Source organism: Luteimonas rhizosphaerae, assembly GCF_002849595.1.
Taxonomy (GTDB): Bacteria; Pseudomonadota; Gammaproteobacteria; order Xanthomonadales; family Xanthomonadaceae; genus Luteimonas; species Luteimonas cellulosilyticus.
This window is the reverse complement of the sequence record NZ_NRQR01000022.1, coordinates 43,987-70,348: the sequence shown is the minus strand read 5'-3', so window position 1 is coordinate 70,348 and position 26,362 is coordinate 43,987. Positions and strand designations below refer to the sequence as shown.

23 protein-coding genes are annotated in these 26,362 nt (G+C 71.2%); 11 read left to right on the top strand and 12 right to left on the bottom strand.

All coding sequences use genetic code 11. From position 1 onward, the window contains the following. Positions 1 to 141: 141 nt before the first annotated feature. Positions 142 to 1,290: an aldo/keto reductase gene (locus CJ022_RS11340; RefSeq protein WP_101926764.1), complete on the top strand. Its 1,149-nt coding sequence runs from the start codon at positions 142 to 144 to the stop codon at positions 1,288 to 1,290. Between the two features lie 12 nt (positions 1,291 to 1,302). On the opposite strand, the gene CJ022_RS11335 is transcribed toward CJ022_RS11340, so the two are convergent. Together CJ022_RS11335 and CJ022_RS11330 are read right to left on the bottom strand one after the other, a co-directional pair. Continuing rightward, on the bottom strand, positions 1,303 to 1,968 hold the full coding sequence (locus CJ022_RS11335) for a ChrR family anti-sigma-E factor (protein WP_101926763.1): 666 nt from the start codon (positions 1,966 to 1,968) through the stop codon (positions 1,303 to 1,305). Then, a complete protein-coding gene (locus CJ022_RS11330) occupies positions 1,965 to 2,549 on the bottom strand; it encodes a sigma-70 family RNA polymerase sigma factor (protein ID WP_101926762.1) in 585 nt (194 codons plus the stop codon). Before CJ022_RS11330 ends, CJ022_RS11335 begins: the two co-directional genes overlap by 4 nt. 247 nt (positions 2,550 to 2,796) lie before the next feature. Here CJ022_RS11330 and CJ022_RS11325 point away from each other — a divergent pair, with 247 nt between their 5' ends. Then, positions 2,797 to 3,579, top strand: a complete 783-nt coding sequence (locus tag CJ022_RS11325) for a hypothetical protein (protein ID WP_143703945.1) — start codon at positions 2,797 to 2,799, stop codon at positions 3,577 to 3,579. A 46-nt stretch (positions 3,580 to 3,625) separates the two neighbouring features. Here CJ022_RS11325 and CJ022_RS11320 read toward each other — a convergent pair whose 3' ends face one another. From CJ022_RS11320 to CJ022_RS16785, 3 genes are read right to left on the bottom strand one after another with little or no spacing between them, the layout of a single operon-like run. After that, the gene (locus tag CJ022_RS11320; protein WP_101926760.1) at positions 3,626 to 4,024 is read right to left on the bottom strand and encodes a VOC family protein; all 399 of its coding nucleotides are present in this window, start codon (positions 4,022 to 4,024) and stop codon (positions 3,626 to 3,628) included. Beyond that, a complete protein-coding gene (locus CJ022_RS11315; RefSeq protein WP_101926792.1) occupies positions 4,024 to 4,272 on the bottom strand; it encodes a DUF1653 domain-containing protein in 249 nt (82 codons plus the stop codon). The genes CJ022_RS11320 and CJ022_RS11315 overlap by 1 nt, the downstream gene beginning before the upstream one ends. A 20-nt stretch (positions 4,273 to 4,292) precedes the next feature. Next, positions 4,293 to 4,550, bottom strand: coding sequence for a hypothetical protein (locus tag CJ022_RS16785; RefSeq protein WP_143703944.1), 258 nt, complete (start codon positions 4,548 to 4,550; stop codon positions 4,293 to 4,295). A gap of 61 nt (positions 4,551 to 4,611) precedes the next feature. On the opposite strand from CJ022_RS16785, the gene rmuC reads away from it, so the two are divergent. Continuing rightward, a complete protein-coding gene (rmuC, locus tag CJ022_RS11310) occupies positions 4,612 to 6,042 on the top strand; it encodes a DNA recombination protein RmuC (RefSeq protein ID WP_101926759.1) in 1,431 nt (476 codons plus the stop codon). Positions 6,043 to 6,139: 97 nt separating this feature from the next. Next, positions 6,140 to 6,685, top strand: a complete 546-nt coding sequence (locus CJ022_RS11305; RefSeq protein ID WP_101926758.1) for a glutathione peroxidase — start codon at positions 6,140 to 6,142, stop codon at positions 6,683 to 6,685. A 139-nt stretch (positions 6,686 to 6,824) separates the two neighbouring features. Here the strand turns inward: CJ022_RS11305 and CJ022_RS11300 are convergent, their stop codons facing one another. The 6 genes from CJ022_RS11300 to CJ022_RS11275 form a co-directional block, all read right to left on the bottom strand. Then, entirely contained in the window at positions 6,825 to 7,907 is a 1,083-nt protein-coding gene (locus CJ022_RS11300) for an MlaA family lipoprotein (protein WP_101926757.1), read from the bottom strand. 40 nt (positions 7,908 to 7,947) lie between these two features. Beyond that, a complete protein-coding gene (locus tag CJ022_RS11295; RefSeq protein ID WP_101926756.1) occupies positions 7,948 to 8,235 on the bottom strand; it encodes an STAS domain-containing protein in 288 nt (95 codons plus the stop codon). Further along, positions 8,235 to 8,882 (bottom strand): MlaC/ttg2D family ABC transporter substrate-binding protein, encoded by a 648-nt coding sequence (locus CJ022_RS11290; protein WP_425490847.1) that lies wholly within the window; start codon positions 8,880 to 8,882, stop codon positions 8,235 to 8,237. The genes CJ022_RS11295 and CJ022_RS11290 overlap by 1 nt, the downstream gene beginning before the upstream one ends. An 11-nt stretch (positions 8,883 to 8,893) precedes the next feature. Next, positions 8,894 to 9,442 (bottom strand): outer membrane lipid asymmetry maintenance protein MlaD, encoded by a 549-nt coding sequence (gene mlaD, locus CJ022_RS11285; protein ID WP_101926754.1) that lies wholly within the window; start codon positions 9,440 to 9,442, stop codon positions 8,894 to 8,896. Positions 9,443 to 9,527: 85 nt separating this feature from the next. Further along, on the bottom strand, positions 9,528 to 10,271 hold the full coding sequence (locus tag CJ022_RS11280) for an MlaE family lipid ABC transporter permease subunit (RefSeq protein ID WP_101926753.1): 744 nt from the start codon (positions 10,269 to 10,271) through the stop codon (positions 9,528 to 9,530). Beyond that, the gene (locus CJ022_RS11275) at positions 10,268 to 11,092 is read right to left on the bottom strand and encodes an ABC transporter ATP-binding protein (protein WP_101926752.1); all 825 of its coding nucleotides are present in this window, start codon (positions 11,090 to 11,092) and stop codon (positions 10,268 to 10,270) included. The genes CJ022_RS11280 and CJ022_RS11275 overlap by 4 nt, the downstream gene beginning before the upstream one ends. 251 nt (positions 11,093 to 11,343) lie before the next feature. Between CJ022_RS11275 and CJ022_RS11270 the strand changes: the two genes are divergently transcribed. From CJ022_RS11270 to recD, 4 genes are all read left to right on the top strand, one after another. Beyond that, the gene (locus CJ022_RS11270) at positions 11,344 to 13,935 is read left to right on the top strand and encodes a hypothetical protein (RefSeq protein ID WP_101926751.1); all 2,592 of its coding nucleotides are present in this window, start codon (positions 11,344 to 11,346) and stop codon (positions 13,933 to 13,935) included. 95 nt (positions 13,936 to 14,030) lie between these two features. Continuing rightward, positions 14,031 to 17,453: an exodeoxyribonuclease V subunit gamma gene (gene recC, locus CJ022_RS11265; RefSeq protein ID WP_101926750.1), complete on the top strand. Its 3,423-nt coding sequence runs from the start codon at positions 14,031 to 14,033 to the stop codon at positions 17,451 to 17,453. After that, the gene (locus tag CJ022_RS11260; protein WP_425490845.1) at positions 17,450 to 21,067 is read left to right on the top strand and encodes a UvrD-helicase domain-containing protein; all 3,618 of its coding nucleotides are present in this window, start codon (positions 17,450 to 17,452) and stop codon (positions 21,065 to 21,067) included. The genes recC and CJ022_RS11260 overlap by 4 nt, the downstream gene beginning before the upstream one ends. Continuing rightward, positions 21,064 to 23,124: an exodeoxyribonuclease V subunit alpha gene (recD, locus tag CJ022_RS11255; protein WP_101926748.1), complete on the top strand. Its 2,061-nt coding sequence runs from the start codon at positions 21,064 to 21,066 to the stop codon at positions 23,122 to 23,124. Before CJ022_RS11260 ends, recD begins: the two co-directional genes overlap by 4 nt. A gap of 265 nt (positions 23,125 to 23,389) precedes the next feature. Here the strand turns inward: recD and CJ022_RS11250 are convergent, their stop codons facing one another. Then, positions 23,390 to 23,644 (bottom strand): hypothetical protein, encoded by a 255-nt coding sequence (locus tag CJ022_RS11250; RefSeq protein ID WP_101926747.1) that lies wholly within the window; start codon positions 23,642 to 23,644, stop codon positions 23,390 to 23,392. 168 nt (positions 23,645 to 23,812) lie between these two features. On the opposite strand from CJ022_RS11250, the gene CJ022_RS11245 reads away from it, so the two are divergent. The 3 genes from CJ022_RS11245 to CJ022_RS11235 all read left to right on the top strand — a co-directional run bounded on the left by CJ022_RS11245 (position 23,813) and on the right by CJ022_RS11235 (position 26,127). Beyond that, entirely contained in the window at positions 23,813 to 24,622 is an 810-nt protein-coding gene (locus CJ022_RS11245; protein ID WP_101926746.1) for an SDR family NAD(P)-dependent oxidoreductase, read from the top strand. A gap of 322 nt (positions 24,623 to 24,944) precedes the next feature. Beyond that, positions 24,945 to 25,775, top strand: a complete 831-nt coding sequence (locus CJ022_RS11240) for a restriction endonuclease (protein ID WP_101926745.1) — start codon at positions 24,945 to 24,947, stop codon at positions 25,773 to 25,775. Between the two features lie 55 nt (positions 25,776 to 25,830). Further along, complete coding sequence (locus CJ022_RS11235) at positions 25,831 to 26,127, top strand: excalibur calcium-binding domain-containing protein (RefSeq protein WP_101926744.1); 297 nt, start codon at positions 25,831 to 25,833, stop codon at positions 26,125 to 26,127. Positions 26,128 to 26,362 lie beyond the last annotated feature (235 nt).

Genomic DNA, 26,362 nt, shown 5'->3' with positions numbered 1-26,362 from the left:
TTGCGGCGCATCCACATCGCCAGGATTCACGGTCTCCAGCCGCAGCCGCTGGCAGGGTGGACCCTCGCGACATCGAGGCGGACCGGTTGCCGGTCGCGATTCGGTGTCCGCGCCCACACCCACGCCGATAAGAGAGCCGCCATGCATTCACGCCGCACCTTCCTGTCCGCCGCCGCGCTCGGCGCCGCGACCCTGGCCGCCGCGCCGCTGCTCGCGCGCACCCAGACCACGCCCGGCGACGTGCTGCCGACACGCGGCCCGACCCGACGCACACCCCTGCCGACCAATCCGTCCGGTGGGCCCCGCTGGCGCCCGACCGGCCGCGTCGGCCTCGGCGGTGCGCCGCTCGGCAACAACTGGGCGGTGGTGTCCGAAGAGGATGCGGAGGCCACGCTGCAGGCGGCGTGGGACGGTGGCATGCGCCTGTTCGACACCTCGCCCTGGTACGGTCTCGGACGTTCCGAGCGCCGCTTCGGCCATGTGCTCAACCGGCAGCCGCGCGACGAGTACGTCATCTCGACCAAGGTCGGCCGTCTGCTGACCGCGACGAAGGACACGCCCCAGGTCAGCTGGAAGGATCCGCCGCCGTTCGACTACCGCTACGACTACAGCGCCGCGGGCACGCGCCGCTCGATCGAGGACAGCCTGCAGCGTCTCGGCATCGACGCGATCGACATCGTGCTGATCCACGACCTGTCGCCCGACAACGCGGACATGGGCGAGAACTGGACCGAGTATTTCGAGACCGCGCGCACCGGCGCGTTCGTCGAGCTGACCAGGATGCGCGAGGAAGGGCTGATCAAGGCCTGGGGCATGGGCGTCAACACACCGGACCCGGCGCTGCGCGCGATCGAGGTCAGCGATCCGGACATCTTCCTGCTGGCCTGCCAGTACTCGCTGCTCGACCACCATCGCGCGCTCGACGACACCTTCCCGAAGCTCGCCGCGAAGGACATCTCGGTCATCGTCGGCTCGCCGTTGCTGGCCGGCTTCCTCGCCGGCCGCGACCGCTATCTCTACGGTGCGCAGCCGGTGCCGCCGGATTCCGAGGCCAAGCGTGCGAAGGCGCAGGAGATCGTGCGCGCGCACGGCGTCGACCTGCGCACCGTCGCACTGCAGTTCGCCAACGCGCCGGACGTGGTCTCGGCGATCGTGCCGGGATCGCGCAATGCCGAGCAGGTGGCCGCGAACATCGAATCGATGTCGGTCGCGATCCCGGCCGGCGTGTGGTCCGACCTGCGCGAGGCCGGCATCCTCGCCGCGAACGCGCCGGTACCGACGGCGGCCTGAACCGCCCCGGCGTCAGAGCCGCAGCACGGACTGCAGCGCGCGCGCCATCCAGCCGTGGAAGCGCATCGGCGCTTCCGTGGCGGCCACGCAGATGCAGGCCTCCCCAGGCGCGGTGACCGGCTGGTGCTCGACGCTCTCGTCGAGGTCGGCGACGTCGCCGGCGCCGAAACGGCCGAGTGCGTCGTCGTAGGCGCCACGCAGGATCATCGTGACTTCGTGACCGGCGTGGCTGTGCATGGGAATGCCCTGGCCCGGCGCGGTACGCAGCAGCATCAGCCCACCGCCTTCGCCCGGCGACTCGGCGCGCAGGTAATGCACGCCGGGCACCACGCGGCGCCAGCGCAGCGTGCTGTAGCGCGGGCCGAAGAAGGGTTGCAGCGAGACCGGCAGCAGATCGGGATCGTGGGCCGGCGCGACATCACGCACGGCCGGGCGCGGCAGCATCGGCGCATCGCCCAGGCGTGCGCGGAGGGCGTCGCGCGCGCCCGGCGACAGCGCGGCGCCCTCCTGCTGCTCGACCAGGCATGCCCCGGTGCGTTCGGCGTCGCGCACCGCGGTCCGGCACGCGGCGCAGGCCGCGAGGTGGGCCGCCACCACGACCGCGAAGGCGGTCGGGCTGGTCCCGGCGGCATAGGCGAGCAGGGTGGTCGGATCCGGGTGGTGCTGTAGCGATCTCATGCATCGGCCTCCAACAGCCGGTTGCGCAACCGTGCGAAGGCGCGGCGCAGGGTCGATTTCACCGAGCCCAGCGGCATGCCCAGTTCGTGGGCGATCTCGCTGTGGCTGCGCGCCTCGAGAAAGGACATCCGCACCAGGCGCGCCTGGGTGGCGGGCAGCGCGTCGATCGCCCGGCCCAGACTCACCTCGTCGACATAGCTCTCCGGGGCGCTGGCTTCGTCCACCTCCCGGTCGAGCGCCAGTTCGAAATCCTCGGGCAGGCCGTCGCCATAGGCCACCGTGGCCCGGCGCCGCACGCTGTCGATGTAGAGGTTGCGGGTGATGCGGAACAGCCACGTCGCCAGGCAGGCACGCGAGGCATCGAACTGCCGCGCCCCGCGCCACGCCCGCAGCATGGCGTCCTGCACCAGATCCTCGGCCTTGTTCGAGTTCGCGCCCAGGCCGAGCAGATAACGCTTCAGGCGCGGCGCGAAGTGGTCGTAGATGCGCAGGAAGCTGTCCTGGTCCTGGGTGGCCGCCACCTGCGCCATCTGGTCGGACCAGTACTGGAGATCCCGCTGGGCTTCGCTCGGAGAGGACATACGCACAGTGTCGCGCAATGGCGTGACCTTCGTGGGAGCGGGACGCGGCAGGCGAGTCATGGCGGCGGTGTCGGGACCGGGATGGCGGCGCGGGAGGGCGCCCAGATATCTACGCCGTCCGGGGCCGGCTGGATCCCCGGGCGCGCGGCAGCGTCTGCGGAATCCGATTCCGTTCGTCGGCCGTAGAGCCATCACCGACGTCGTCGGACGCCGGTATCCCCCGCTCCCATCCTGTCCGGAGATTCCAATGCGCACTTGGCTCATTGTTCCTGTCGTGGCACTGGTTGCCAGCTCGGCCCACGCCGCCGGCCCCGAGGCCGGCCGCTTCTCGCTGTCGCTGCTGGGGGGCGTCGATGCGCCCCTGAGCGGCGACGTCCATGACGGCGCCGTCGCCGCGGTCCCCGACCTCGGTCCGCTGAATCCCGCCCTGGCCGGCATCGATGCCGAACTGCGCATCGGCGACCGCGGGCACGACCGCATCTACGACCTGGCCCCCACGGTGGGCGTGGAATTCGCCTACGCGTTCGACGACCGCTCCGAGCTGTTCGGACAGGTGCGCCGGACCGAGGCCGACGACGGGACGGTGCAGGTGGGCGGGGCCTTCGTGCCGGCGCTGGCCACCGAGCTCCCGGTCTTCGGCACCTTCAGCGACTACATGGCGGTGTCGGCCGAGCTCGGGTACCGCTACTACTTCGGCACGCCCGGCTATGCACGCCCGTTCGTCGGCGCGCGCGCGGGCGCCGTCCGCGTCGACGAGATCCGCGCGACGTTCTCGATCCCGGATGCGGGCATCACCATCGCCGATGCCCCGTTCTACGAGTCGGGCTGGGTCGCCACCGGCGGCCTGGATGCGGGCGTGATCATGCCGGTCAGCGAGCGCTTCAGCGTCACCCTGGCCAGCGGCGTGCGCTACATCGCCGATCTGAAGGACGACGACAGCGCGATCGGTGGGCTCGGCCTGGCGTCGATCAACGACACCGGCAGCCGGTTCTCCGTGCCGCTCACCCTTTCGGCGCGCTGGGACTTCTGACGTCGACGTCCTGCCAGCGCGCACGGCGCGCTGGCAGGACGGGGCGTCAGCCGCCGGACGGGACGCTCCCGCGCACTTCTTCCATCAACCCGACCAGGTTGCCGTCGGGATCACGCAGGAAACCGATCCACAGCGCGTGGTCGGGCCTCTGCGCGGCGAGCGCGGGCACGCGTTCCGCAGTCGCACCGCGGGTCACGCACGCCTCGAACGTCGCGACGATGTCGTGCACGCCGAAATACAGCACCGAGTTGCGCCCGACCTCGCCAGCGCCCTGCGGCGTGCTGAGCATCAGGCGCACACCGCCCGCATCGAGGAACGCGAGCCCGGGTCCGGCGCGGAACAGGAAGTCGAGTCCCAGCACGTCGCGATAGAAGCCGAGCACCGCGTCGACGTCCGAGACGGTCACGGCGACCTGGCGAAGTGCGATCGAAGGCATGGCGTGCATCAGGTGCGCTCCGTGGAGAGGGCGACCGGCGCGAAGCGCGGCACCTCGACGCCGTCGACATCGACGGCGCCGACGAACATCGCATGCGGCCGCACCCACAACGCGCCTTCGCCATACAGCGGCCGGTAAACGACCACCGGTTCCAGCGTCTCGCTGTGCCACGCCACGCCGATGACGTCGTAATCCCGCCCCTTGTAATGACGGTAGCGGCCCGGCGCGAGTACGGGCAATGCAGGCAGATCGGACATCGGCATCTCCCAAGGGTAGATCAGCGGCGTTCGCGCGGCGCGCGACTGTTCGTTGAAACCAGCAGGCCAAAACCGTAGACGAGCAGACCGACCACCACCACGGCGCCGCCGACGATGCGGCCGAGATCGAGCGCCTCGCCCTCGGTGGCGGACAGATGGATCGCGGCCAGCACGCCCGCGCCGACCAGCAGCAGGCAGCGACCAGCGTCACCATCGGGCGGTGAGCCGGCGCTTCGCCTCGTCGATCGACCGGTTGCGCCGCAGCGTCGTCGTTCCATCCCGCACGCGAGTTTCGCATGCAGACGCAGCCGCTGAGACGGCGCCCGCTAGAATCACCGGATGGATACCACGCTCGTCCTGCTCGCCCTGATCCTCCTGCTCGTCGCCATCGCGACCGGGCTGCTCGTCGTCCTGCTGCTGCGCCGGCCCGGCCAGGGCAGCGACGCGCTGGAGCGCGTGCTGCGCGAGGAGCAGCGCGACGGCCGCGGCGAACTGCGCCAGCAACTCGATGCCTCGGCTGCCTCGCAGGCCCAGCGCATCGACGCCTTCGGTGTGCAGCTGCAGGCCGTCGCCGCGCGCACCGACCAGCGGCTGGACGAATTCACCACGCGCACCGATGCCCGACTCGACGCGTTCACCCGCACCACCGACGAGCGCCTAGACGTGCTGCGCGCAGCGCTGACCGAAGACGCGCGCAAGACGCGCACCGAAGGCGCGGAGCAGCAGCAGCGTTTCGCCGATGCACTCGGCGCACGGCTCAACGAACTCACCCAGCGCAACGAGCAGAAGATCGGCGAGATGCGCGCGACGCTCGAACAGCAGCTGCAGGCGCTGCAGGCCGACAACGCCGCGAAGCTGGAGCAGATGCGCGCGACCGTCGACGAGAAACTGCAGACGACGCTGGAAACGCGCCTCGGCGCGTCGTTCAAGCTGGTGTCCGAGCGGCTGGAACAGGTGCAGCGCGGGCTCGGCGAGATGCAGCAGCTGGCCACCGGCGTCGGCGACCTCAAGCGCGTGCTGACCAACGTCAAGGACCGCGGCGGCTGGGGCGAGGTGCAGCTGGAGAACATCCTCGAGCAGACCCTGACCCAAGAGCAGTACGCCAAGAGCGTGCGCGTGCGCCCGGGCAGCGGTGAGGCCGTGGACTTCGCGATCCGCCTGCCGGGCCGCGGCGATGCCGACGTGCCGGTGTGGCTGCCGGTCGACGCCAAGTTCCCGCGCGAGGATTACGAGCGCCTGCTCGACGCGCAGGACAAGGGCGACGCCGACGCGGTCAAGACCTGCGCCGCGCAGCTCGAACGCGCGATCCGCGTGCAGGCCAAGTCGATCAGCGACAAGTACGTCTGTCCGCCGCACACGACCGATTTCGCGGTCATGTTCCTGCCGACCGAAGGCCTGTACGCGGAGACCATCCGCCGCGCCGGCCTCGTCGACCTGCTGCAGCGCGAACACCGCGTGGTGCTGGCCGGCCCGACGACGTTCACCGCGCTGCTCAACAGCCTGCAGATGGGCTTCCGCACGCTGGCGATCGAGAAGCGCTCGAGCGAGGTCTGGCAGGTGCTGGGCGCGGTCAAGAGCGAGTTCGGCAAGTTCGCGACCGTGCTGGAGAAGGCGACCGGCCAGCTCGACACCGTGCAGAACAGCATCAAGGCGGCCGGCGTGCGCACGCGCGCGATCGAGCGCCAGCTGCGCGGCGTGGAATCGCTGCCCGGCGACGCGGCGCAGGCGCTGCTCGACGACGCGCTGCCGGACGAGCCGCCGGCGCCGTGACGCGCAACGCGGTGTTCCGCGTGCGTGCGCGGGTCGTGTCGGGATGGCAACCCGTCGCGTGGCATGCTCCGGCCTCCACCCGACCGAGCACGCCACGATGACCGCTTCGCTTCCCACGATTCCGCTGCAGACCATCGACGGCAAGCCCGCGACCCTCCGCGACCACGCCGGCAAGGTGCTGCTGGTCGTCAACGTCGCGTCCAAGTGCGGGCTGACGCCGCAGTACGCGGGGCTCGAAGCCCTGTATCGCGACAAGCACGACGCCGGGCTGGAAGTGCTGGGGTTTCCGGCCAACGATTTCGGCGACCAGGAGCCGGGCAGCGAGGACGAGATCCAGCAGTTCTGCAGCCTGACCTACGACGTGAGCTTCCCGATGTTCTCGAAGATCGCTGTCACCGGCGCCTACATCCATCCCCTGTACGCGGCGCTGACGACCGCGCAGCCCGAGGCGACCGGCGACGGCCCCATGCGCGAGAAGCTGGCCGGCTACGGCATGACGCCGAACCCGCCGCCGGCGGTGCTGTGGAATTTCGAGAAGTTCCTGATCGGCCGCGACGGCGCGGTGCGCGCGCGGTTCGCGCCGGACGTCACCGCCGACGATCCGCGGCTGCGCGCGGCGGTGGACGACGCGCTCGCAGGCTGAGTGGGCGGTCGCGGCGTCGGCCAGGGCGCGCCTGCACGCAAGCCCGATCGCGTCGCCACCCCGCGCAAAAAAAGCCCCGCATCCGCGGGGCTTTTTTTCTTCTGATCCCGCGCCGTGACTGGACGCGAGGCGCGGCAGGTTACGGCGTCGGCGACAGCGGCACGATCGGCATCACGTCGACCGGCACCGACGGCATCGCGTCGTCCTCGAACAGGTAGTCCGGCAGATCGGAATCGGTGTCGTCGTCGTCGTGGCGGCGCACCGATTCGATCTGGTACGCACGGCGCTGCATCCACGCATCGCGGATCAGCGCGTACTCGTCGGCCGCGCCCTGGCGCATGCTGTCGAGCGCGAACAGCTGCGTGCGCAGGTCGACCAGCTGGAGGCCCTGCAGACCGAAACGCCACGCGTCGTCGCCGACCTGGCGCAGCGGCGACAGCGGCGCATCGCCGACCAGGCCGAAGCCGTCGCGCAGCGTGCGCGGGCCGAACAGCGGCAGCTCGAGATAGCGCGAATTGCGCCAGCCCCAGACCCCGAGCGTCTGGCCGAAATCGGCGCTCCGGTTGGGAATGTTCGCGTCGGTCGCGGGATCGAAGATGCCCCCGATGCCGAGCGTGCTGTTGACGACGAAGCGGCCGAGCGACTGGCCCGCCGCCTTCGGCCGTCCCTGCAGCAGCGCGTTCAGCGCGCTGACCGGCTGGCCGAGGTTGCTGAAGAAGTTGCCCACGCCCAGACGCACCGGCCGCGGGACCACGGCCGCGTACGCGCGCGCCAGTGGGGTGGCGATGGTGCGGTCGACGGCGCTGTTGAACGCGAACACGCGCCGGTTCAACGGCTCCCACGGGTCGTAGCTGGGTGGCGTGCGCGCGGCGTCCGGCAGCGTGGGATCGGCGATCGGGTCGTAGACGTCGGTGCCGTACAGGGCCGCGTAGTCCATTTCTTCCTGGGTCGGCGTGCCGTTGGCGGGCGCGGCGTCGCCGGCGACCCGGGCCGCATCGTCGAAGGCCTCGACGACCGCGGCGTCCTGTCCGGGCGGCGTCATCGCGGCAGCCTCGCCCTCGGCGACCGGCGCGGTCGCCGGGTCGGCTGGCACGTCGGCAGGCGTCGACACCGCGACCGGCGTCGGTGCGGTGTCGCGGGAGGCGCCATTGCCGGCGCAGGCGGTCGCGAACACGGCCACCAGCAGCGGCAGGGTCACGCGAAGGAGCAGAGGAGTCGACATTGGCGCGGTGTCCCGTAGGGGTCGGGCGATTGAACGTGGATTACGCCGCCGCGAAGGCCAGCGAGGGGGCGAGCCGGTAGGCGCTGCGCAGGTCGGCGAGGCCGGGCGGCGTGCCGTCGACGGCCACGCGACCGTCGTCGGACAGGGCGCCGAGCAGGGCCAGGCCGGCGCTGTCGATCGCGGTGATCGCGGTCAGGTCGAGGCGCGTCGCACCGGCCCGCAGCGGGCCGGCCTCGGCCCACAGCCGGCGCACGGCGTCACGCGTCAAGGCGCCGGCGAACGCCAGGGCGTCGCCGCTGCGCCGGACCGTGGCGGCCGCGTCCGCCATTACTCGGCGGTCGCCTGGATCTGGCCGCTGCGCAGCTGCTGCGCGACCTCGGGGATCGACTTGCGCTGCAGCTCGCCGTCGAACTGCTCGCGGAAGGTGCGCACGAACGACACGCCTTCGACCATCACGTCGAACACCTTCCAGGTGCCGCCGCTCTGGCGCATCAGGTAGTCGACCGGGATCGGCTCGCCACCGCTGCGCAGCAGCTCGCTCGACACGCGCACGCCGAGGCCACGCGGCAGCGGTGCTTCGGACTTGATGCGCACGCGCAGCTGCGCGTTGAAGTCGAGCAGCGACGAACCGTAGCGGCGCATCAGGTTCTCGGCCAGCGCATCGCCGAACAGCTTGACGTCGGCGTCCGACGCGCCGCGACCGTGGCGGCCCAGCACCTGGCGGGCGGCGTAGTCGCGGTCGAACATCGTGTCGAATTCGCTGTTGATGAAGGTCTGCAGCGCGCCGCGGTCGCGGCTGAACTCGGCGCGGCGCGATTCCAGCGTGCGCAGCACGCGCTCGGTGTTGGCCAGCACCAGCTGGCTCGGCTGGCCGGCCTGGGCGGCGGGCGCGGCGGTCTGCTGGGCACTGGCGAGGGTCGGCACGCCGACGAGCAGCGCGGCGCCGAGCGCCAGCGACAGGGTGCTGCGGAACAGGGAGGTACGGATCATGGGGTCATTCCTTCGTCTGGGGCGGGGGCATCGGCGGGCGCGGGGGCTGCATCCGTCGAGGAATCGGTGTCGGCCGCATCGCCGGCACCGCTGAACATGTAACGACCGACCATCTGCATCAGGTCGACCGCGGGCGAGGTGAACGCGATCTCTTCGCCGGGCTGCAGCGATTCCAGATCGCCGCCGACCGACAGGCCGACGTAGCTTTCGCCGAGCAGGCCGCCGGTGAGGATCGCCGCCGAGGTGTCGGCCGGGATCTCGTTGTAGCGCTCGTCGATCGCCATGGACACGATCGAGTCGAACTTCACCGGGTCGAGGTCGATGTCCGACACCCGGCCGATGGTCACGCCGCCCACCTTGACCGGCGCGTTGGGGCGCAGCTGGCCGAGGTTGCTGAAACGTGCCGTCAGCTCGTAGCTCGACGCGCGGGTGAAGCTGAAGTTGCCGTTGGTCGACGCGACCGCCAGCACCAGCAGCGACGCGAGCGCCAGCAGCAGGAACGCGCCGACGGCGAACTCGAGACGGGGACCACGGGCGCTTGTCATGGGGTGTCACCTTTGAGCGGACCGCGCAGGACGCGGCATTGCAGGGAAAAGCGTCGCATCCGGTTCCGGAACCAGCGGTGATGGCTCATCGGAACAGGAACGCGGACATCACGAAATTGAACATCAGCACGAGCAGCGACGCGTTGACCACCGCGCGGGTCGTCGCGATCGAGGTGCCTTCGATCGTCGGTTCGGCGTGGTACCCGACGTACGAGGCGACCAGCGCCGCGGTGCCGCCGAACACAGCCGATTTCAGGAACGCGGTGATGAAGTCGGTGCGGAAATCCACCGCGTCGCGCATCGTCTGCCAGAACATGCCGTTGTCGACGCCGAGCACCTGCACCGCCTGGAACCAGCTCGCCGACAGCGCCAGGCTGCAGAACAGCGCGGTCAGCAGCGGCACGCAGATCACCGCGGCCCAGAAGCGCGGCGCGACGGTCTTGGCGACCGGATCGATGGCCATCAGGCCGAGCGCGGTGATCTGGTCGGTCGCGCGCATCAGGCCGAGTTCGGCGGCGATCGAGCTGCCGGCGCGGCCGACGAACAGCAGCGCGGTCAGCACCGGCGCCAGTTCGCGGTACAGGCCCAGGCCGATCAGCACGCTGACCTGGTTGCTGGCGCCGTAGGTCTCCAGCGCGCGATAGCCGAGCAGGGTCAGCGACAGGCCGACGAAGGCACCGCCGACCGCGATGATCGGCAGGCTGCGGCCGCCGATCTTGTAGATCTCGCGGACCAGCTCGGAGAACAGGTCGGCGGTCGGCTTCGACGCGCGCAGCACCGACAGCGAGAACAAGCCGGCGCGGCCGAGGGAACGGATCGCGGCGCTCATCGGGCGGCCTCCAGTGCGGGATCGGCGACGGCCTGGCCGGCGCTGTCGTAGGTGCCGCGGTCGAACGCGATCGGACCGTCCGGCTCGCCGCGCAGGAACTGCTGCACCAGGGGATCGGTGCTGGCCTCGAGCGCGGCCGGCGTGCCGGAGAACACGATCCCGCCATTGGCGATGACGATCGCGTGGTCGGCGATCGGCAGCGTCTCATGGACATGGTGGGTGACGATGATGCTGGTCAGCCCGAGCGACGCATTGAGCCGGCCGATCAGGCTCATGATCACGCCCGAGGCGATCGGGTCCAGTCCCGTCAGCGGCTCGTCGTAGATCATCAGCGGCGGATCCAGCGCCAGCGCGCGGGCCAGCGCGACGCGACGCGCCATGCCGCCCGACAGCTCGCGCGGATACAGGTCGCCGGCCGTGCGCAGGCCGACGGCGTGCAGCTTCATCGCCACCAGCCGGTCTATGACCGGACGCGGCAGGTCGGTATGCGTGCGCAGCGGCAGCGCGACGTTCTCGGCCGCGGTCAGGTCGGTCAGCAGGCCATTGCCCTGCAGGAGCACGCCGATGCGCTTGCGCAGCGTCAGCAGCGCGCGCTGGCGTTGCGGCACGCGCTCGCCGAAGACCTCCACCGTGCCGGTGGCCGGCACCAGTTCGCCGGTCAGCGCCGAGAGCAGCGTCGACTTGCCGCTGCCCGACGGACCGAGCACCGCGGTCACGCTGCCGCGCGGCACCGACAGATCGATGCCGGACACGATCGTGCGGCCGCCACGGTCGAGGCGGACATCGCGCAACTGCACGGCGGGGGCGAGGGAGTCGGTCATGGACAACGCAGGTCGGTAGGCGCGAAAACCCGCCGAGCATGGCGGGCGCACGCTGAATCCTACCTCATACGGTGTACTGGTCAGTACAGAAATTGTCCCGGGGTCGGGATGCTGCATGCCGGGCGGATCGGGGCGAGCGCGAGGCGCCGAGGCCGGCACGGCTAGGGCGCGCCCCAGCTGTGCCGGCCCGCGACATCGCATTAGATAGCGCCATTGCCGCCGCGTGTCGCGGACGCGCCCTGGAGTCCGCGATGAGCATGCCGGTCGAATCCACCAATCCCTACACCCTGCCGCCTCCGCCCGTGCCGACGCCGAGCAGCCTGGCCCAGGCCGACGCCTACACCGCGGGCCGCAGCATCGACGCGATGACGCCCGAGCAGCAGGCGACGCTGACGGCGGAGGTCGCCGATCTGGGCGTCGGCGCGCGCAGCGATCTGCTCAACACGCTGGCCGCCGGGCTCGATGCCGAGCAGCTGCAGCGGCTCGATCCGGTGTTCGGCGCCGACGAGGTGCTGGCGGCGGTGCAGACCCGCAGCCCCGCCACCGTGCGCGAGGCCTACGAGCAGCAGGCGGGCGCCGGCCCGGCGACCACGACCGCGGAACCGTCGGGCCGCAGCACCACCGAGCAGGTCGACGCCGCCGCCGGCGACTACGCCGAGCGCGTCCAGGGCCAGGCGATCCTGTCCCAGCACGCGCTGGGCGACCTGATGGTCGCCAACGCCGGCGATCCCGCGTATCTCGCCGAACTGGTGCGTCTGGCGAAGGAAGACGGCGTGCTCGAACAGGTGGTCAGCCCGGTGTACGGCGGGCTCTACGAGCAGGACGGCAACGGCGGTTACGTCGTCACCAATGCCAACGCCTCCTTCGATGCCGACGGCCGCCGCGAGGCCTTCGCGCTGGCGATCGGCGCGGCCGTCGACCGCGGCGTGCTGTCGGAGACCGACGTGCGCACGCTCGGCAACCAGGCGGCCGGCTGGGCCGACGTCGCCGGACGGGCCGGCATCGGCCAGGTCGGCGCGACGGAGGCCACCCGCGCCACCGCCGCCGATCTCGACAGCGTGCTCGGCGATTACACCGCCGCCGCCGACGACGTCACCAGGCTCGACGAAACGCTCGGCGGGCTGCTGGCACAGGCCGGCCCGATGACGCCCGAGCAGCAGGCGGCCTTCGTCACCGCCTTCCGCACCGACCCCGAGAACGCCGGCACCTACGAACGCCTGACCGAGGCGACGGCCGCGCTGGCCGACCACGTCACCGGGAACCGCGACGCCGTGCTCGATGCGGCCGTGCGCGATCCCGCCGTGGCCGAACAGGTGGCCGAGGCGATGACCGGGCTGGCGAAGGACGGCCGCGGCGAGGAAGTGCTCGCGCTGCTGACCGAGATCAACGCCGGCGGCCCGACCTCGGCGCTGGCCGAAGCCTTCGCCGGTTTCGACGAACTCTCGGGTCCGGTGCTCGAGGACGCGGCGTCCTCGGCGATGGCGCAGCTGCTCGAACGCAACAACGGCGACGTGTCGGCGGCCTCGGCGCAGTTCCAGACCGCGTTCCAGAGCCTCCTCCAGGCGTGGCCGGCGAAGGCCGGCGTCGACGATTTCCGCATCGGCTCGCAACTGCTCGATGCGGCCGCCGCCGGCGACGTCCGGGCCCTGCAGGGCTACCTCAACCAGTACGAGTCCGTCTCGCCGATGATGCGCGCCGTGGCCGGTGCGGGCGTCCTGCTGGGCGCCGTCGGCGCGGTCAACGCCGGCACCAACGAGGACTACGTCAACATGGTCGCGGGCTTCGCCCAGTCGGGCGAGAACGCGGCGCGTCTGGTCGCCGGCACGATGGGCGGCACGGCCGCGGTCGGCGAGGCCGCACAGGCCGCCGGACGCTTCGCCGGCGCCGCCGGATTCGCCGCCAAGCTCGCGCCGGGCCTGGGCCTGATCGCCAACTCCGCCTCGCTGGCCAACAGCTTCAACCACGCCGCCGACGGCAATCCCGGCTATGCGATCGCGATGGTCGGCGACGTGCTCGGCGTGATGGGCAGCGCGCTGGAATTCACCCCGGTCGCGCCCGCCGGTTTCCTCCTCTCGGGCATCGGCGCGGTGATCTCGGCGGCGGGGTCGTTCGCCGGCGAAGTCATCAACGGCCACGAGCGCCGCGAAACGCTGGAGAAATATCTGACCGCCGCGGGCGTGGACGCGGCGATCATCGACGAGATGATCAGTTCCTCGTCGCAGCTGTTCGAGATGGCCGAGACCCTCGACCTCACGCCCGAGCAGCTGCAGTCGCTGCTGGTGACCTATCCCGACATCGGCGGCGCGCCCGGCCTGGCCGGCAAGTTCACCGACATCGCCGCGGCCTGCGGCATCAGTGGCGACGACGTCGCGGACTTCGCAGCCGCGCTCGCCGCCGACAATCCGAATTTCGCCTGGGACCTGATGGGCATCTCCTCGTACGCGCCGACGGATCCCGGCGAGGCCGCGACCTTCTACCGCGACTACATCGGCAACACCTATCCGGATGCCGCGTCGCTGGCCGAGACGCTGTCGCCGGATCTGTTCGGCGATGCCGCGCAGGCGCGCGAACTCGCGCTGGCCGACTACAACCGCAGTGGCAGCTCTTCCACCTGGGAAATGGACATCGGCAACCTGCTGAAGAACAACGACGACCCGGCCTATCGCGCCGAAGTCCTGCGCCTGCTCGCCGAGGACGGCGACCAGCGACTGGAGATGTTCGCGCAGATGACCAGCGGCTACGGCGACACGTGGTCCGGCGCGGTACGCGAGTCGGTTGCCGATGCGATCGAGGCGGGCACGCTGAGCGGGTCGCAGGCCGACATGGTGCTCGGTTACTTCTGATTGCGGCGCGCATGATGGTGTGACGGCGGGCGACGTTGACGGCGTCGACCCGTGCGGTCTCACGCGGCGAGAGCCTGCTCCGGCATCATGGTGCGATGCCCGCAGCGCCCACGCCCGACTTCCGCCTCTACCATTCCAACGCACTGGAGGTGCTGGCGGGCCTGATGGCGCATGCGCTGCGCACGCCGGCACCGGGGCAATCGCTGCTGGCGCCGGACGTGGTCCTGATTCCGCAGGTCGCGATGCGGCGCTGGCTGCAGGCGACACTCGCTGCCGAACATGGCGTCGCCGCAAACCTGGAGTTCGTGACGCCGGGCGAATTCGTCGGCAAGGCGCTGTCGGCCAATCTCGGCCCGCCGACCGACGAACCCGATGCCGCCGCGCTGCGCTGGCATCTGTATGCCGCGCTGACCGATCCGGCCTTCCTCGCCCAGCCCGCGCTCGCCGCATTGCGCGCGCATGTCGACAGCAATGATCCGCTGCGGCCGTGGGCGCTGGCCGGCGAACTCGCCTCGGTGTTCGAGAAGTACCAGGCCTGGCGCCGCGACTGGCTGCTGCGCTGGGAAGCGGGCGCGGATGCCGACGATCCGCAGGCGATCCTGTGGCGGCGCATCGCGCGCGGCCGCCAGCATCGCGCGCGGCGCATCCAGCAGTATCTCGACCGCTTCGAAAGCACAGACGCGCCGCTGCCCGTCGGCCTGCCGCCGCGGCTGTTCGCATTCGCCACGCTCAATGTGTCGCCCGACGTGCTGCGCGTGCTGGCCACGCAGGCGCGCGTGGGCACGCTGCATTTCTACGTGCCCTCGCCCAGCCGCGATTACTGGGGTGACCTCCAGCGCGTGCGCGCCGGCGGCGCCGACGCCGCACGTACCGAGAATCCATTGCTGCAGGCCTGGGGCCATGCCGGCCGCGATTTCATGGCCGTGCTCGGCAGCTACGAAGTCGTGCATCCCGATGTCGAACTGCGCAGCGATGCCGATCCCGCCGAGGGCGGCGGCGCGTTTCACGGCAGCCTGCTGCGGCGTCTGCAGTCGGATCTGTTCCAGCGGCTGCCATCGCCGCCGCTGACGCCGACCGCGATGGATCCGCGCACACGTCTGCCCGCGTTGCGCCGCGACGATCCCAGCCTGCAGGTGCACGCCTGCCACACGCGCCTGCGCGAACTGCAGGTCCTGCACGACCAGCTGCGCGCATTGTTCGAGGATCCGCGTTTCGATCCGCCGCTGCAGCCGCGCGACGTCGCGGTACTGGCGCCGGACATCGATCCCTATATCCCGTATCTGGATGCGGTGTTCGGCGGGCGCGGGCGTGAGGGGCAGGGCGCGCACGAGCACATTCCCTACGCGCTGGCCGATGCCAGCCCGCTCGCCGGCGAACCACTGGCCGACGTCTTCCTCCGCCTGCTCGCCCTGCCGGTCGCGCGCTTCGGTCTGGAGGAAACACTGGACCTGCTGGCGAGCCCGCCTCTCGCCGACTCCGCCGGGCTCGATGCCGGTGCGTTCGCGCGGCTGCATGCCTGGCTGTTCGCGGCCGGCGCGCGCTGGGGCATCGACTCCGCCCATCGTGCGCGCCTGGATGCGCCGGCCGACGACGCCTACACCTGGGCGTTCGCGCTCGACCGCCTGCTGCTCGGCCACGCCAGCGGCAGCGATGTGCCGATCGCGACGGCATCCGGTCAACTGATCGCACCATTGCCCGAACTCGAAGGCAGCGCGCTCGATGCGCTCGACACGCTGGTCCGCCTGCTGCGCGTGCTCGCGCGGCATGCCGACCTGCTCGGCGAGGCGATGCCGCCCGAAGCCTGGCGCGACCGCCTGCTGCGCCTGCTCGACGCGCTGCTGCCGAAGCCGCCGTCCGCGCCCGCGACCCAGCGCGCACTCGATCGCCTGCGCAGCCTGATCGACGCGTTCGCCGCCGATGCCACGCGCGCCGGCTTCGATACGCCGGTGCCGTCGGAGGCCGTACGCGCGCATTTCGCCGCCGTGCTCGGTGAAGCCGACACGCGCGCGCCGCTGCTGACCGGCGGCGTCAGCGTCGGTCGCATGGTGCCGATGCGCCTGCTGCCGTTCCGCGCGATCTGCCTGCTGGGCATGGACGACGGCGACTTCCCGCGTCGCGATTCGGCCGCCGGCCTCAACCGCTTGACCGCCGAACTCGGCACCGATCGACGCCAGGTCGGCGACCGCAGCACGCGCGACGACGACCGCTTCCTGTTCCTGCAACTGTTCGCCGCCGCGCAGGACGTGTTCTACGTCAGCTACCAGGGCGCGGACCCGCGCGACGGCAGCGTGCGCGAGCCCTCGGTGCTGGTGACCGAACTGCTGGCCGCCGCCGATGTGCAGCACGCACCCGACGCGCACGCGGCGGACGACCTCGTCGTGCATCACCCGCTGCAGCCGTTCGCGCCCGCGGCCTTCGGCGCCGGCGACGAGCCGCGCCGGTTCTCGTACCGGCAGCAGTGGTGGCAGGCCGCCTCGCAGCCGGCGCAGCGGCGCATCGCCTTGCCGGCATGGTTCGACGGCACCGCGCTGCCGCCGACCGAAGACGAAGACGCGTCGCTGTCGCTCGATGCGCTGCGCCGCTTCCTGCAGGCACCGGCCGAGACCTTCCTGCGCCAGCGGCTCGGCATGCGACTGGCCGACGTCGACACGCTCGAAGGCGATGTCGAACCGCTGCTCGCGCCCGGCCGCGGCCTCGCGAAGCAGCAGCTGCAGCGCGCGGTGTTCGAGGCGCGTCTGCGCGGCGACGATGATGCGACCACGCAGGCCCTGCTGCGCGCACGCGGCCTGCTGCCGTCCGGGCCGCTGGGGCGTCGCACGCTCGATGCGGTGCGACGCGAGGTCGACGGCTATGCCGAGGCCTTCCTTGCCTGGCGTGGCGATGCGGTAGCCGAATCACCGCGGATCGAGGCCGACATCGACGTCCCCGGATCGGGTCCGGGACAGGCTGTGCGCCTGCACGGGCGGCTCGGCGACGTGTATCCGCACGGCATCGCGCGCATCCGGTTCGACGCGCCGAACGGCAATTCCGCGATCCGCGACGGCCTCGACTGGCTGCTCGCCAGCGCAGCCGGACTCGACACGCCGCTGGTGCAGTTCCACGATGGCGACGATTCCGGCCTCGGTCCGCACACGCGCGCCACGCTCGCACCGCACGACGCCCGCGCCCTGCTCGCGCAGTTGATCGCGCTGCGCACCCAGGGCCTGCGCGCGCCGTTTCCCTTTGCGCCCTACAGCGGCTGGGAACTGTTCAACGCGCCGACACTCGAACGTGGTCTTCAGAACGCGGCGAAGAAATGGCACGGCAGCGACCGCAGTTGGGGCGAAGGCAGTACCGAAGCGCTGCGGCTCGCGCTGCGCGGGCGCGATCCGTTTACTGACGCCGCCACGCAGGTCGCATTCGTCGATCAGGCGCTGACGGTGTTCAACGCGGTCGTCTCCGGCATGGTCTACGGCGGCACCGATCTGGATGCGCTGCGCGCGATCGCCGCGGACCTCGATGTGGAGGAATCGGATTGAGCGGCACCGATCCCTATCTGCTGTTGCCGCTCGACGGCGTGCGCGCCATCGAGGCCTCGGCCGGCACCGGCAAGACCTTCACGCTGGCGACGCTGGTCGTGCGGCTCGTCGTCGAAGGTGGCCTGCGCGTCGGCGAAATTCTGGCCGTGACCTTCACCGAGGCCGCGACCCAGGAACTGCGTAGCCGCATCCACACGCGCCTGAAGATGGCCGAAGCGCTGGTCGAGGCCGACATCGGCGACGACGCCTCGCCGGAAGCTGCGCTCACCCACACCGTGCTCGCGCAGCATCTCGCGCGTGGCGAGGAAAGCGCCGATGCCTTGCGTCGCCGCCTGCGCACGGCGGCCGACGAGATCGATCTCGCGGCGATCTTCACCATCCACGGCTTTTGCGCGCGCGTGCTGCGCGAACACGCGCTGGAAGCCGGGCAGGGTTTCGACGCGCCAGAACTGATGGCCAGCGATACCGCGCTGCGCGAAGCCATCGCCGCCGATCTGTGGCGCTCGCAAGGCGTCGAACCCGATGCCGCCGACGATCTGCTCAGCCTGTGGTCCGGCGGTCCGCTCGCGCTCGCCGGCGATCTGTCGCCGCTGGTGCGCGAGCGCGTGCTGCGTCCTGCTCTGGCGGAATTACCCGACGATCCGGCGCCGCGCCTGCGTGCCGCGGGTGCCGCGCTTGCCCAGGCGTTCCACGCGCACGGCGACGATTTCCGCGCATCACTGGTCGCGGCCGTCGACAGCAAGATCCTGCATGGCGCCAGCTACAAGGCCGACTGGATCACCGCGCTGTTCGCCGATCTGCGCACCTGGTGCGCGGCCGGCAATCACGACGCGCCGTTCCATCACGCGAAGCTAGCGAATCTGCGTCGCGAGCGCCTGATCGAGAAGACCAACAAGACCGCGAAGGGACCGACGCCGGACTCGCCGGTGTGCGATGCGATCCCCGCGTATCTCGACGCGCTTGATGAGATCGCCGAATGGCAGGACGCGCGCCGCGTCGAACTGCTGCATCGCCTGCGCGATGACGCGCGCGCTCGCGTCGGCCGCTTCAAGCAGCAGCAACGCGTGCAGACCTATGACGATCTGATCGACCGCGTGGCCGATGCCGTCGACGGGCCGCAGGCCGATGCGCTGGTCGCGCAGCTGCGCACGCAGTACAAGGTCGCGCTGGTGGACGAGTTCCAGGACACCGATCCGCGCCAGTGGCGCATCTTCGAACGCGTGTTCGGCGCCGCCAGTGGTGCGCCGGCGCTGTTCGTCATCGGCGATCCCAAGCAGGCGATCTACGGCTTCCGCGGTGGCGATGTCGAAACCTATCTCGCCGCGCAGGCCTCTGCCGAACTCGCGCCGCCGCTGGCATTGAACTTCCGTTCGCGCCCCGGCGTGCTGCGCGCGGTGGCGGCGCTGTACGCGCAGGCGCAAGGCGCAGGCCATCCGCCGTTTGTCGACGACCGCATCGCGTTTCGCGAAGTCGAACCCGGCGGCGTGCGTCGCGATGACGACTATCTGCGCGATGGCGCACCTGCGCCTGCGCTGACCTTGTGGCAGGCGCCCGATCCGCCGCCCGACCACAAGGGCAAGGTCAAACCGTGGAGCGCCGGCCGTTCGCGCGAACTCGCGACGCAGGCCTGTGTGGCCGAGATCCATCGCGTGCTGTCCGATGCGCGCGAAGGCCGCGCGTTGATTGAGGGCCGCCCGGTGCAGCCCGCCGACATCGCGGTGCTGGTGCGCTCGCACAGTGAGGCCACGCGCATCCGCGCCGCGCTGGCGATGGTCGGCATTCCCGCGGTCGCCGCGGGCAAGCAGAGCCTGTTCGCGACGGCCGAGGCGTGCGATGTGCATGCCCTGCTGCTCGCGTTGCTGCACGGCGCCGACGACGGCCGCCTGCGCATGGTGCTGTCGACGGTGCTGATCGGCGAGGACGCGAGACACGTCGCCGCGCTCGACGAAGACGGCGACGCGCTGCGCACCTGGCAGCTCGCCGCACTCGGCTGGCGCGATCGTCTGCAACGCGGCGGCCCGCTTGCCTTGATCACCGACCTTTGCGCGGAGCACGCAGGCCGCCTGCTCGGCCTGCTCGATGGCGAGCGTCGCCTGACGAACTATCTGCAGCTCGCCGAGCTGCTGCAGGAAGCGCAGGCGCACGCGCTGGGCCTGCACGGTCTGGTCGACTGGCTGTCGCGCGCGATCGCGTCCGCCAGCAGTGACGACGACAGCCAGCTGCTGCGCCTCGAATCCGACGCACGCCGGGTGCAGGTAGTCACGCTGCACAAGAGCAAGGGTCTGGAATATCCGCTGGTGTTCCTGCCGTTCGCCGGCATCGGCGGCAAGCCGCGCGACGCCGGGCGTCACGTCACCGTGGCCGATGACGCTGGCCGCGCCCTGCACTGGAAACTGCTGCCGTCGCGGTCGGGCTGGAACGACGCGAAGCAGCGTTGGCAGGACGGCCAGCGCGCCGAAGACGCCCGCCTGCTCTACGTCGGCCTGACCCGCGCGCGGCATGCGCTGTGGATCGCGGGCGGCACGTTCTACGGCTTTGAGAAGGCCGCGATCGCACACATGATCGCCACGCCGGACGCGCTGGCCGAAACCTTGGGCACTGCCATCCGCATCGACACGCAGGCGCCGCCCGCATCGCTGCCGTGGCTGCCGCCCGAATCCGAAGACGCCGTGCCGGCCGCGCGCATCGCGACGCGCTCGCTGCTCAGCGACTGGTGGGTCTACAGCTTCACCCAGCTGGCGAATGCGGATTCCGGCAACGATGCATCGAGCGCGTCGACCCTGGCCGCGCCCGGCGGCCTGGACGAGCCGGCCGTCGATCCCGACGCCGCGCCCGACACCGCCGCCGATACAGACGCCTACGATCCACGCTTCGCCGGCGCGCGGTTCGGCGTGGTGCTGCACGACGTGCTCGAACGCAGCGACTTCACGCAGTGGTCCGGCTGGACGCCCGATGCGCCTGCGCCCGAAGCCGACGCGGATGTCATCGTCGAGCGCCTGCGCGCGGCCGGTTATGCGGACGCCGATCTCGACGACGGCATCGACGTGCTGACCCCGCTCGTCGGCCAGACGCTGACCGTCACCCTGCCCGAAGGCGTGCGCCTCGCCGACGTGCCGGCGGATGCGCGTCGTCCGGAAATCGAGTTCCAGTTCGCCCTCGCGCCGACGCGCATCGACGCCCTGCTCGCGTTGCTGCACCGCCACGGCGTGCTGTCCGCGCGCAGCGGTTTCGGCACGCGTCGCCAGCTCGAAGGCCTGATGACCGGCCTGATCGATCTGACCTACGTGCACGACGGCCGCTGGTACGTGCTCGACTACAAGACCAACCGCCTGCCCGGCTACGGCCCCGCGCAGCTCGAGGCCGCGATGGCGCACAGCGAGTACGACCTGCAGGCGCTGATCTACACCGTCGCGCTGCACCGCTGGCTGCGATTCCGTCTGGGTGATGGTTACGACTACGCACGTGACTTCGGCGGCGTGCGCTACCTGTTCTGCCGCGGGCTCGATGCGCGCCGCGACGACGCGCCGGGCGTGCAGGCCTGGCGGTTCGCGCCGGAGCTGGTCGATGCGCTGGACGGGCTGTTCGCCGGACGCGACCAGGAGATCGCCGCGTGACGCTGCTGCAGACCCTGCGCGAGACCGGCGCACTGCGCACGCTCGACCACGCGCTCGCGCAGTCGCTGCGTCGGCTCGATCCCACGACGCCCGACGCCGTGCTCGCGGCCGCCGCGCTCGCCTCGCTCGCCGTCGCCAACGGTCACGCGGGCTTCGATCCCGCCGCGCCGCAGCGCCTCGTCGACGCCGACATCGACTGGCCGTCCCCCGACACCTGGCGCGCGGCGCTCGACGCCTCGCCCTGGATCTCGCAACCCGACGACGGCGACACCGAATCCGTCGCCGACACCCCGCTGGTGTTCGAACACGGCCTGCTCTACCTGCGCCGTTATCGCGAGTACGAACGCCGCCTCGCGCTCGGCTTGCGACGCATCGGCGCGTACAGGCCCGAAGGCGGCGATCTGGACGCACTCGCTCTGGACGCACTCGCTCCGCTGTTCGCGCAGCTGTTTCCCCATGCCCGCAACGGCGACGATCTGCAGGCGCTGGCCGCCGCGGTGGCGCTGCGCCATAACCTGGTCCTCGTCACCGGCGGACCCGGCACCGGCAAGACCACGACCATCACCCGCCTGCTCGCCCTGCTCACCGCACAGGCGCAGCAGGCCGGCCAGCCCGCGCCGCGTATCGCGCTGGCCGCGCCGACCGGCCGCGCCGCCGAGCGCATGGCCGAAAGCGTGCGCAAGGCCGTGCAGACGCTGACGGCCTCCGGTGTCGACGGCGCGCTGCTCGACGCCCTGCCCACCGCCGGCACCACGCTGCATCGCCTGCTCGGCACGATTCCCGACAGCCCGCGCTTCCGACACCACGCCGACAACCCGCTGCCGTTCGATGTCGTCGTCGTCGACGAAGCCTCGATGATCGATCTGCCGCTGATGGCCAAGCTGGTCGACGCCGTCGCCGACGGCGCGCGGCTCGTGCTGCTCGGCGATCCCGACCAGCTGCCGTCGGTCGAAGCCGGCGACGTGCTCAGCGGCATCCTGCGTGCGGCCGGTGACGGCACGGACTTCCCCATTGGCGATGCCGCAGTGTCGAAGCTTCTTTTCGGCGAACCTGCGTGGACCATGAGCGCGACACGCGTCACTGACGCAGGTGCCGTCACATCTCCTGCGGGCGGGACTCCAGGGACTGCGGATGCAGCACAGGCAACGTCCATGGATGACCAGCGCAACGCGCCGTCGGGAAGCACGTTGCGCCTGCGCGGGAACGACGATGAGAGCTTCCCCGGCCGCCGCATCCACCTGCAGCGCGGCTATCGCCAGAGCGCCGCGCTCGATCTCGTACCGCTGGCGACCGCCGTGCGCGATGGCGATGCCGGCACCGCGCTGTCGCTGTTGCGCGCGGGCGATCTGTCCGGTGTGCACTTCCACGAGAACCCGTCCGATCCGCTCGCCGCACACCGCGATGCGTTGCTCGCGCACTGGGCCGCGCTCGCCGACACCACCGATCCCGCCGAGGCACTCGTCCGCGCCGGTCGACTGCGCATCCTCACCGCCGTGCGCGAAGGCCCGCAGGGCGCACGTGGCCTGAACACCCGCATCGAAGAGCTGCTCGGCGGCAGCACGCGTCGCGGCGCCGGCCCCGGCTACTTCCACGGCCGCCTGCTGCTGGTCACCGAGAACAGCTACCGCCACCGCCTGTTCAACGGTGACATCGGCATCTGTCTCCGGGGCGACGACACCGGCCCCGTCATGGCCTGGTTCCCCGGCGACGATCCGCTGCACCCGCGCCCCTTCCATCCCTCTGCGTTGCCCGCGCACGACAGCGCGTTCGCGATGACCGTGCACAAGGCGCAGGGCTCGGAGTTCGACACCGTCTGGCTGGTCCTGCCCGAGCGCTTCAATCGCGTGCTGTCGCGCGAACTCGTCTATACCGGCATGACCCGCGCGCGCAGCGCGCTGCACCTCGCCGCGCGCGCCGATGTCCTCACCGATGCGCTCGCCCGCCACGCCAGTCGCTGGTCCGGGCTGGGCTGGCGCCTGGGCGCGCCGGACACACCGGCGCTGCCGCCCGGCCCGCGTGCCCCCGACGCAACGCCGACGCAGGGCGCCCTGTTCTGATCCGGCATGACGCAGGCCTCCGCCTGCGCATCGAAGCCCAGCACGTCGGCGGCTGATCCGGTCACGGAAAGGGGCGCTGCCCCTGGCGGTGCCGTCGAGCGCGGATGTCCACGCGTGGCACGTGCGACCTCACGTGTCCGGCGCCGCCTCCGGCAGGACGCGCGAAGGTGATGCGCTCTCCGTCCGCGTCAGGACGACGGGCTGCCGACAACGCCGCTCTCGTGACTAGCACCGCTGTGTGCCCGACGCGCACCGCGCCCATCGACTAGGGGCGTGACGCCTTGCGCTCGGCGTCTTTCTGCGCGAGTTCGCGCACTTTGGCCTCGCGTGCGTGCTCCGCTTTCCGCAGCGCGTCACGCGCTTCGCGGATCACTTCCTGCGCCAGGCTGTGGCTGGTGTGGTGGCGCTTCATGTCGATCGCGTCGGTCACGCGCTGCTGCGCTTTCTCGATCGCCCTGTCGAACCGGAACAGCGGCGCATTCGAGTTCTGCGTCAGCGGTGGGTCGTAGATCTTCTTCATCGGACATCTTCCTCAACAGGGCGGCACCATAGCCCGGCGGCCGCGGGGCCGCACGCGTCGTGTCGTCGCCAGCCGCCGGCAGCGGATGCCGCCCGCAATCGGAAATTAATCCGGCGCAGGTCTGCTGCCTCCATCGCCCGGTCCCGGGCGCTCGATGAGGACACCACGATGCCCGCCAGTTCCCGCACGCCCGAACGCTGGGCCGTCGTCACCGGCGCGTCCAGCGGCCTGGGCCTGCCGTTCGCGTGGTCGCTCGCCAGGCGCGGGTACTCGCTCGTGCTGGTCGCGCGCCGGGAGGCGCCCATGACCGCGTTGGCCGCGACGATCCTCGCCGCGCATCCCGGACGCCGGGTCCACGTCCGCCCGATGGACCTGGCCCGCCCGGGCGCGGCGTCGACGCTGATGGACGCGGTGTCGGCGCTGGGCGTCACGCCGACCGTGCTGATCAACAACGCGGGCCGCGGCCTGTCGGGGCCGCTGGCCGAACAGTCCGGTGCCGCCTTGCGCGCGATGATCGAGCTCAACGTGCTGTCGGTGATGGAGCTCAGCCGCCTGGCGGCGCGCGCCATGGCCCGGCAGGGCGAGGGCTACATCCTGCAGGTGGCCAGCATGGCGTCGCTGGGCCCCACCCCGGGGCTGGCCGCCTACGGCGCATCGAAGGCCTTCGTGCGCTCGTTCGGGGAGGCGCTCCACGCCGAGCTGGCGCCGGACGTGCGCGTCACGACCCTCATCCCCGGGTTGATGGACACGGGGTTCGGCGACGCGGCTGGCGGCTACGCGGGCCCGCGTTGGGCCAGGGCCACGGTCATCACCCCGGAGGCGGCGGTGGAGATCGGCCTGGACGCCCTGTTCGCAGGACGGTCCAGCGTGGTGTCCGGCCGGTTGAACCGCCTGCTGGCGTGGCTCAGCCCGTTCACATCGCGCGCCGGACAGGCCCGCATGCTCGCCCGCGACATGCGCCGCCAGGCCGGGCGATAGCGCAGGCCGTCCGGATCCCGCACCCGGGCCGCGGCCTGCAATGCCCCGCTCTGCAGGCAAACCGGCATGGCTCCCGGGCCAGAAGCCGTGACCTGACTCGCCGCCGCGACCATGCCGCCCGGATGTGCCATCGCCTGATCGCCACGCTGTCCAGGCACGACCGTGACGCACGTGCCGCGAGTGGGGCAGGGCAGCGGTCGCGCCCGCATCCCGCCGGCGACGCACGCGTGGATCGCGCAGCACGCAGGCCTTTTCTCCGACCCTGCAAACCGCAGTGCGCGACTTTCGCGTTATCGTCGGCCCAGGGGAACGGGGAAGTCGCATGGGACGCGCACGACGCAGCACGCTCGAAGATCTGGCTGCATCGCCGTGGCCGGTCGGTCTGGTCGTGGGCCTCGTCGGCTACGCCGGCATCCGCCATGGCATTCCCGCATTCTTCGCGCACCAGGACGGGCCGTTCGCCCAGGCACTGGCCGCGCAGGCCGATACCCTCGCGCCCATCGCATGGGCGGTGCTGGCCCTCTGCACCATCGCCTCGCTGGTGTCGTTCGTGCGCGCGCGCCGGCGGCGTCGCCTGCTCGAGACCCGCACCGGGCTCGACAGCATCGCCACGCTCGACTGGCGCGAGTTCGAACGCCTGGTTGGCGAGGCCTTCCGGCGCCAGGGCTACGCCATCGAGGAAACCGGGCTCGGCGGCGCCGATGGCGGCATCGACCTCGTGCTGCGCAGGGACGGCCAGCGCACGCTGGTGCAGTGCAAGCAGTGGCGCCGGCGGCAGGTGCCCGTCAGCGTGGTCCGCGAGATGTACGGCCTGCTCGCCCACCACGGCGCGCACGCGGTGCAGATCGCCGCGCTGCACGGCTTCACCCGCGACGCCGCGCGCTTCGCCCAGGGCAAGCCCATCACCCTGCTCGACGGCACCGCGCTGCTGGCGATGATCCGCAGCGCGCAGGCCGCCACGCACGCGGCCCAGCCGCTGCCGGCGCAGACGCCCGCCCCACCACGCGACCCCGTCGTCGTGCCCGCATCTCTCGCGACCCCCACCCCGGACTGCCCACGCTGCGGCACCACGATGGTCGAACGCACCAACCGCCGCACCGCCAGCACCTTCTGGGGCTGCACCGCATTCCCCGTCTGCCGCGGCACGCGATGAGCGCGGCGGCAGGCGCAGTCCACGTCCGTCATCCCGTCAATTCGGAGGCCGCGCCATGACACGCCTGGTCATGCTGTTGATCCTGGGTCTCGCCGTCTGGGCCGGCTATCGCTACTTCAATCCGTCGGAACCCACGATGGCGGCGCCAGTTGCCGCCACCTCGACAGTTCGGCCATCGACACCGGAACGGGTGCTGCCCAGGCCGGCCCAGACCTTCAGCTGCGATGGCCGCCAGCATTGCTCGCAGATGCGGTCGTGCGAGGAGGCGACGTTCTTCATCCGCAATTGCCCGGATACGAAGATGGATGGCAATCACGATGGGGTGCCGTGTGAGGCGCAGTGGTGCGGGTAGAAGTGAACCTGGAACCGTTAGCTGCGGAACCGTTAGCTGCGTCGGCGGTGTACGTCAACGGCTTGGCGATGTCGAATCCGATTACGGAGCAGACGATTGCGGCGTATCGGGGGAGTGGGGGGGCGATGATGGGCGCTATAACTGCGCTGGAAGTTAACCTGGAACCGCTACTCCGCAGCCAACTTGTAAACTGACCAGGTCAGGTCAGGGGGCTTGGCGCCTACGTCGGCATGGA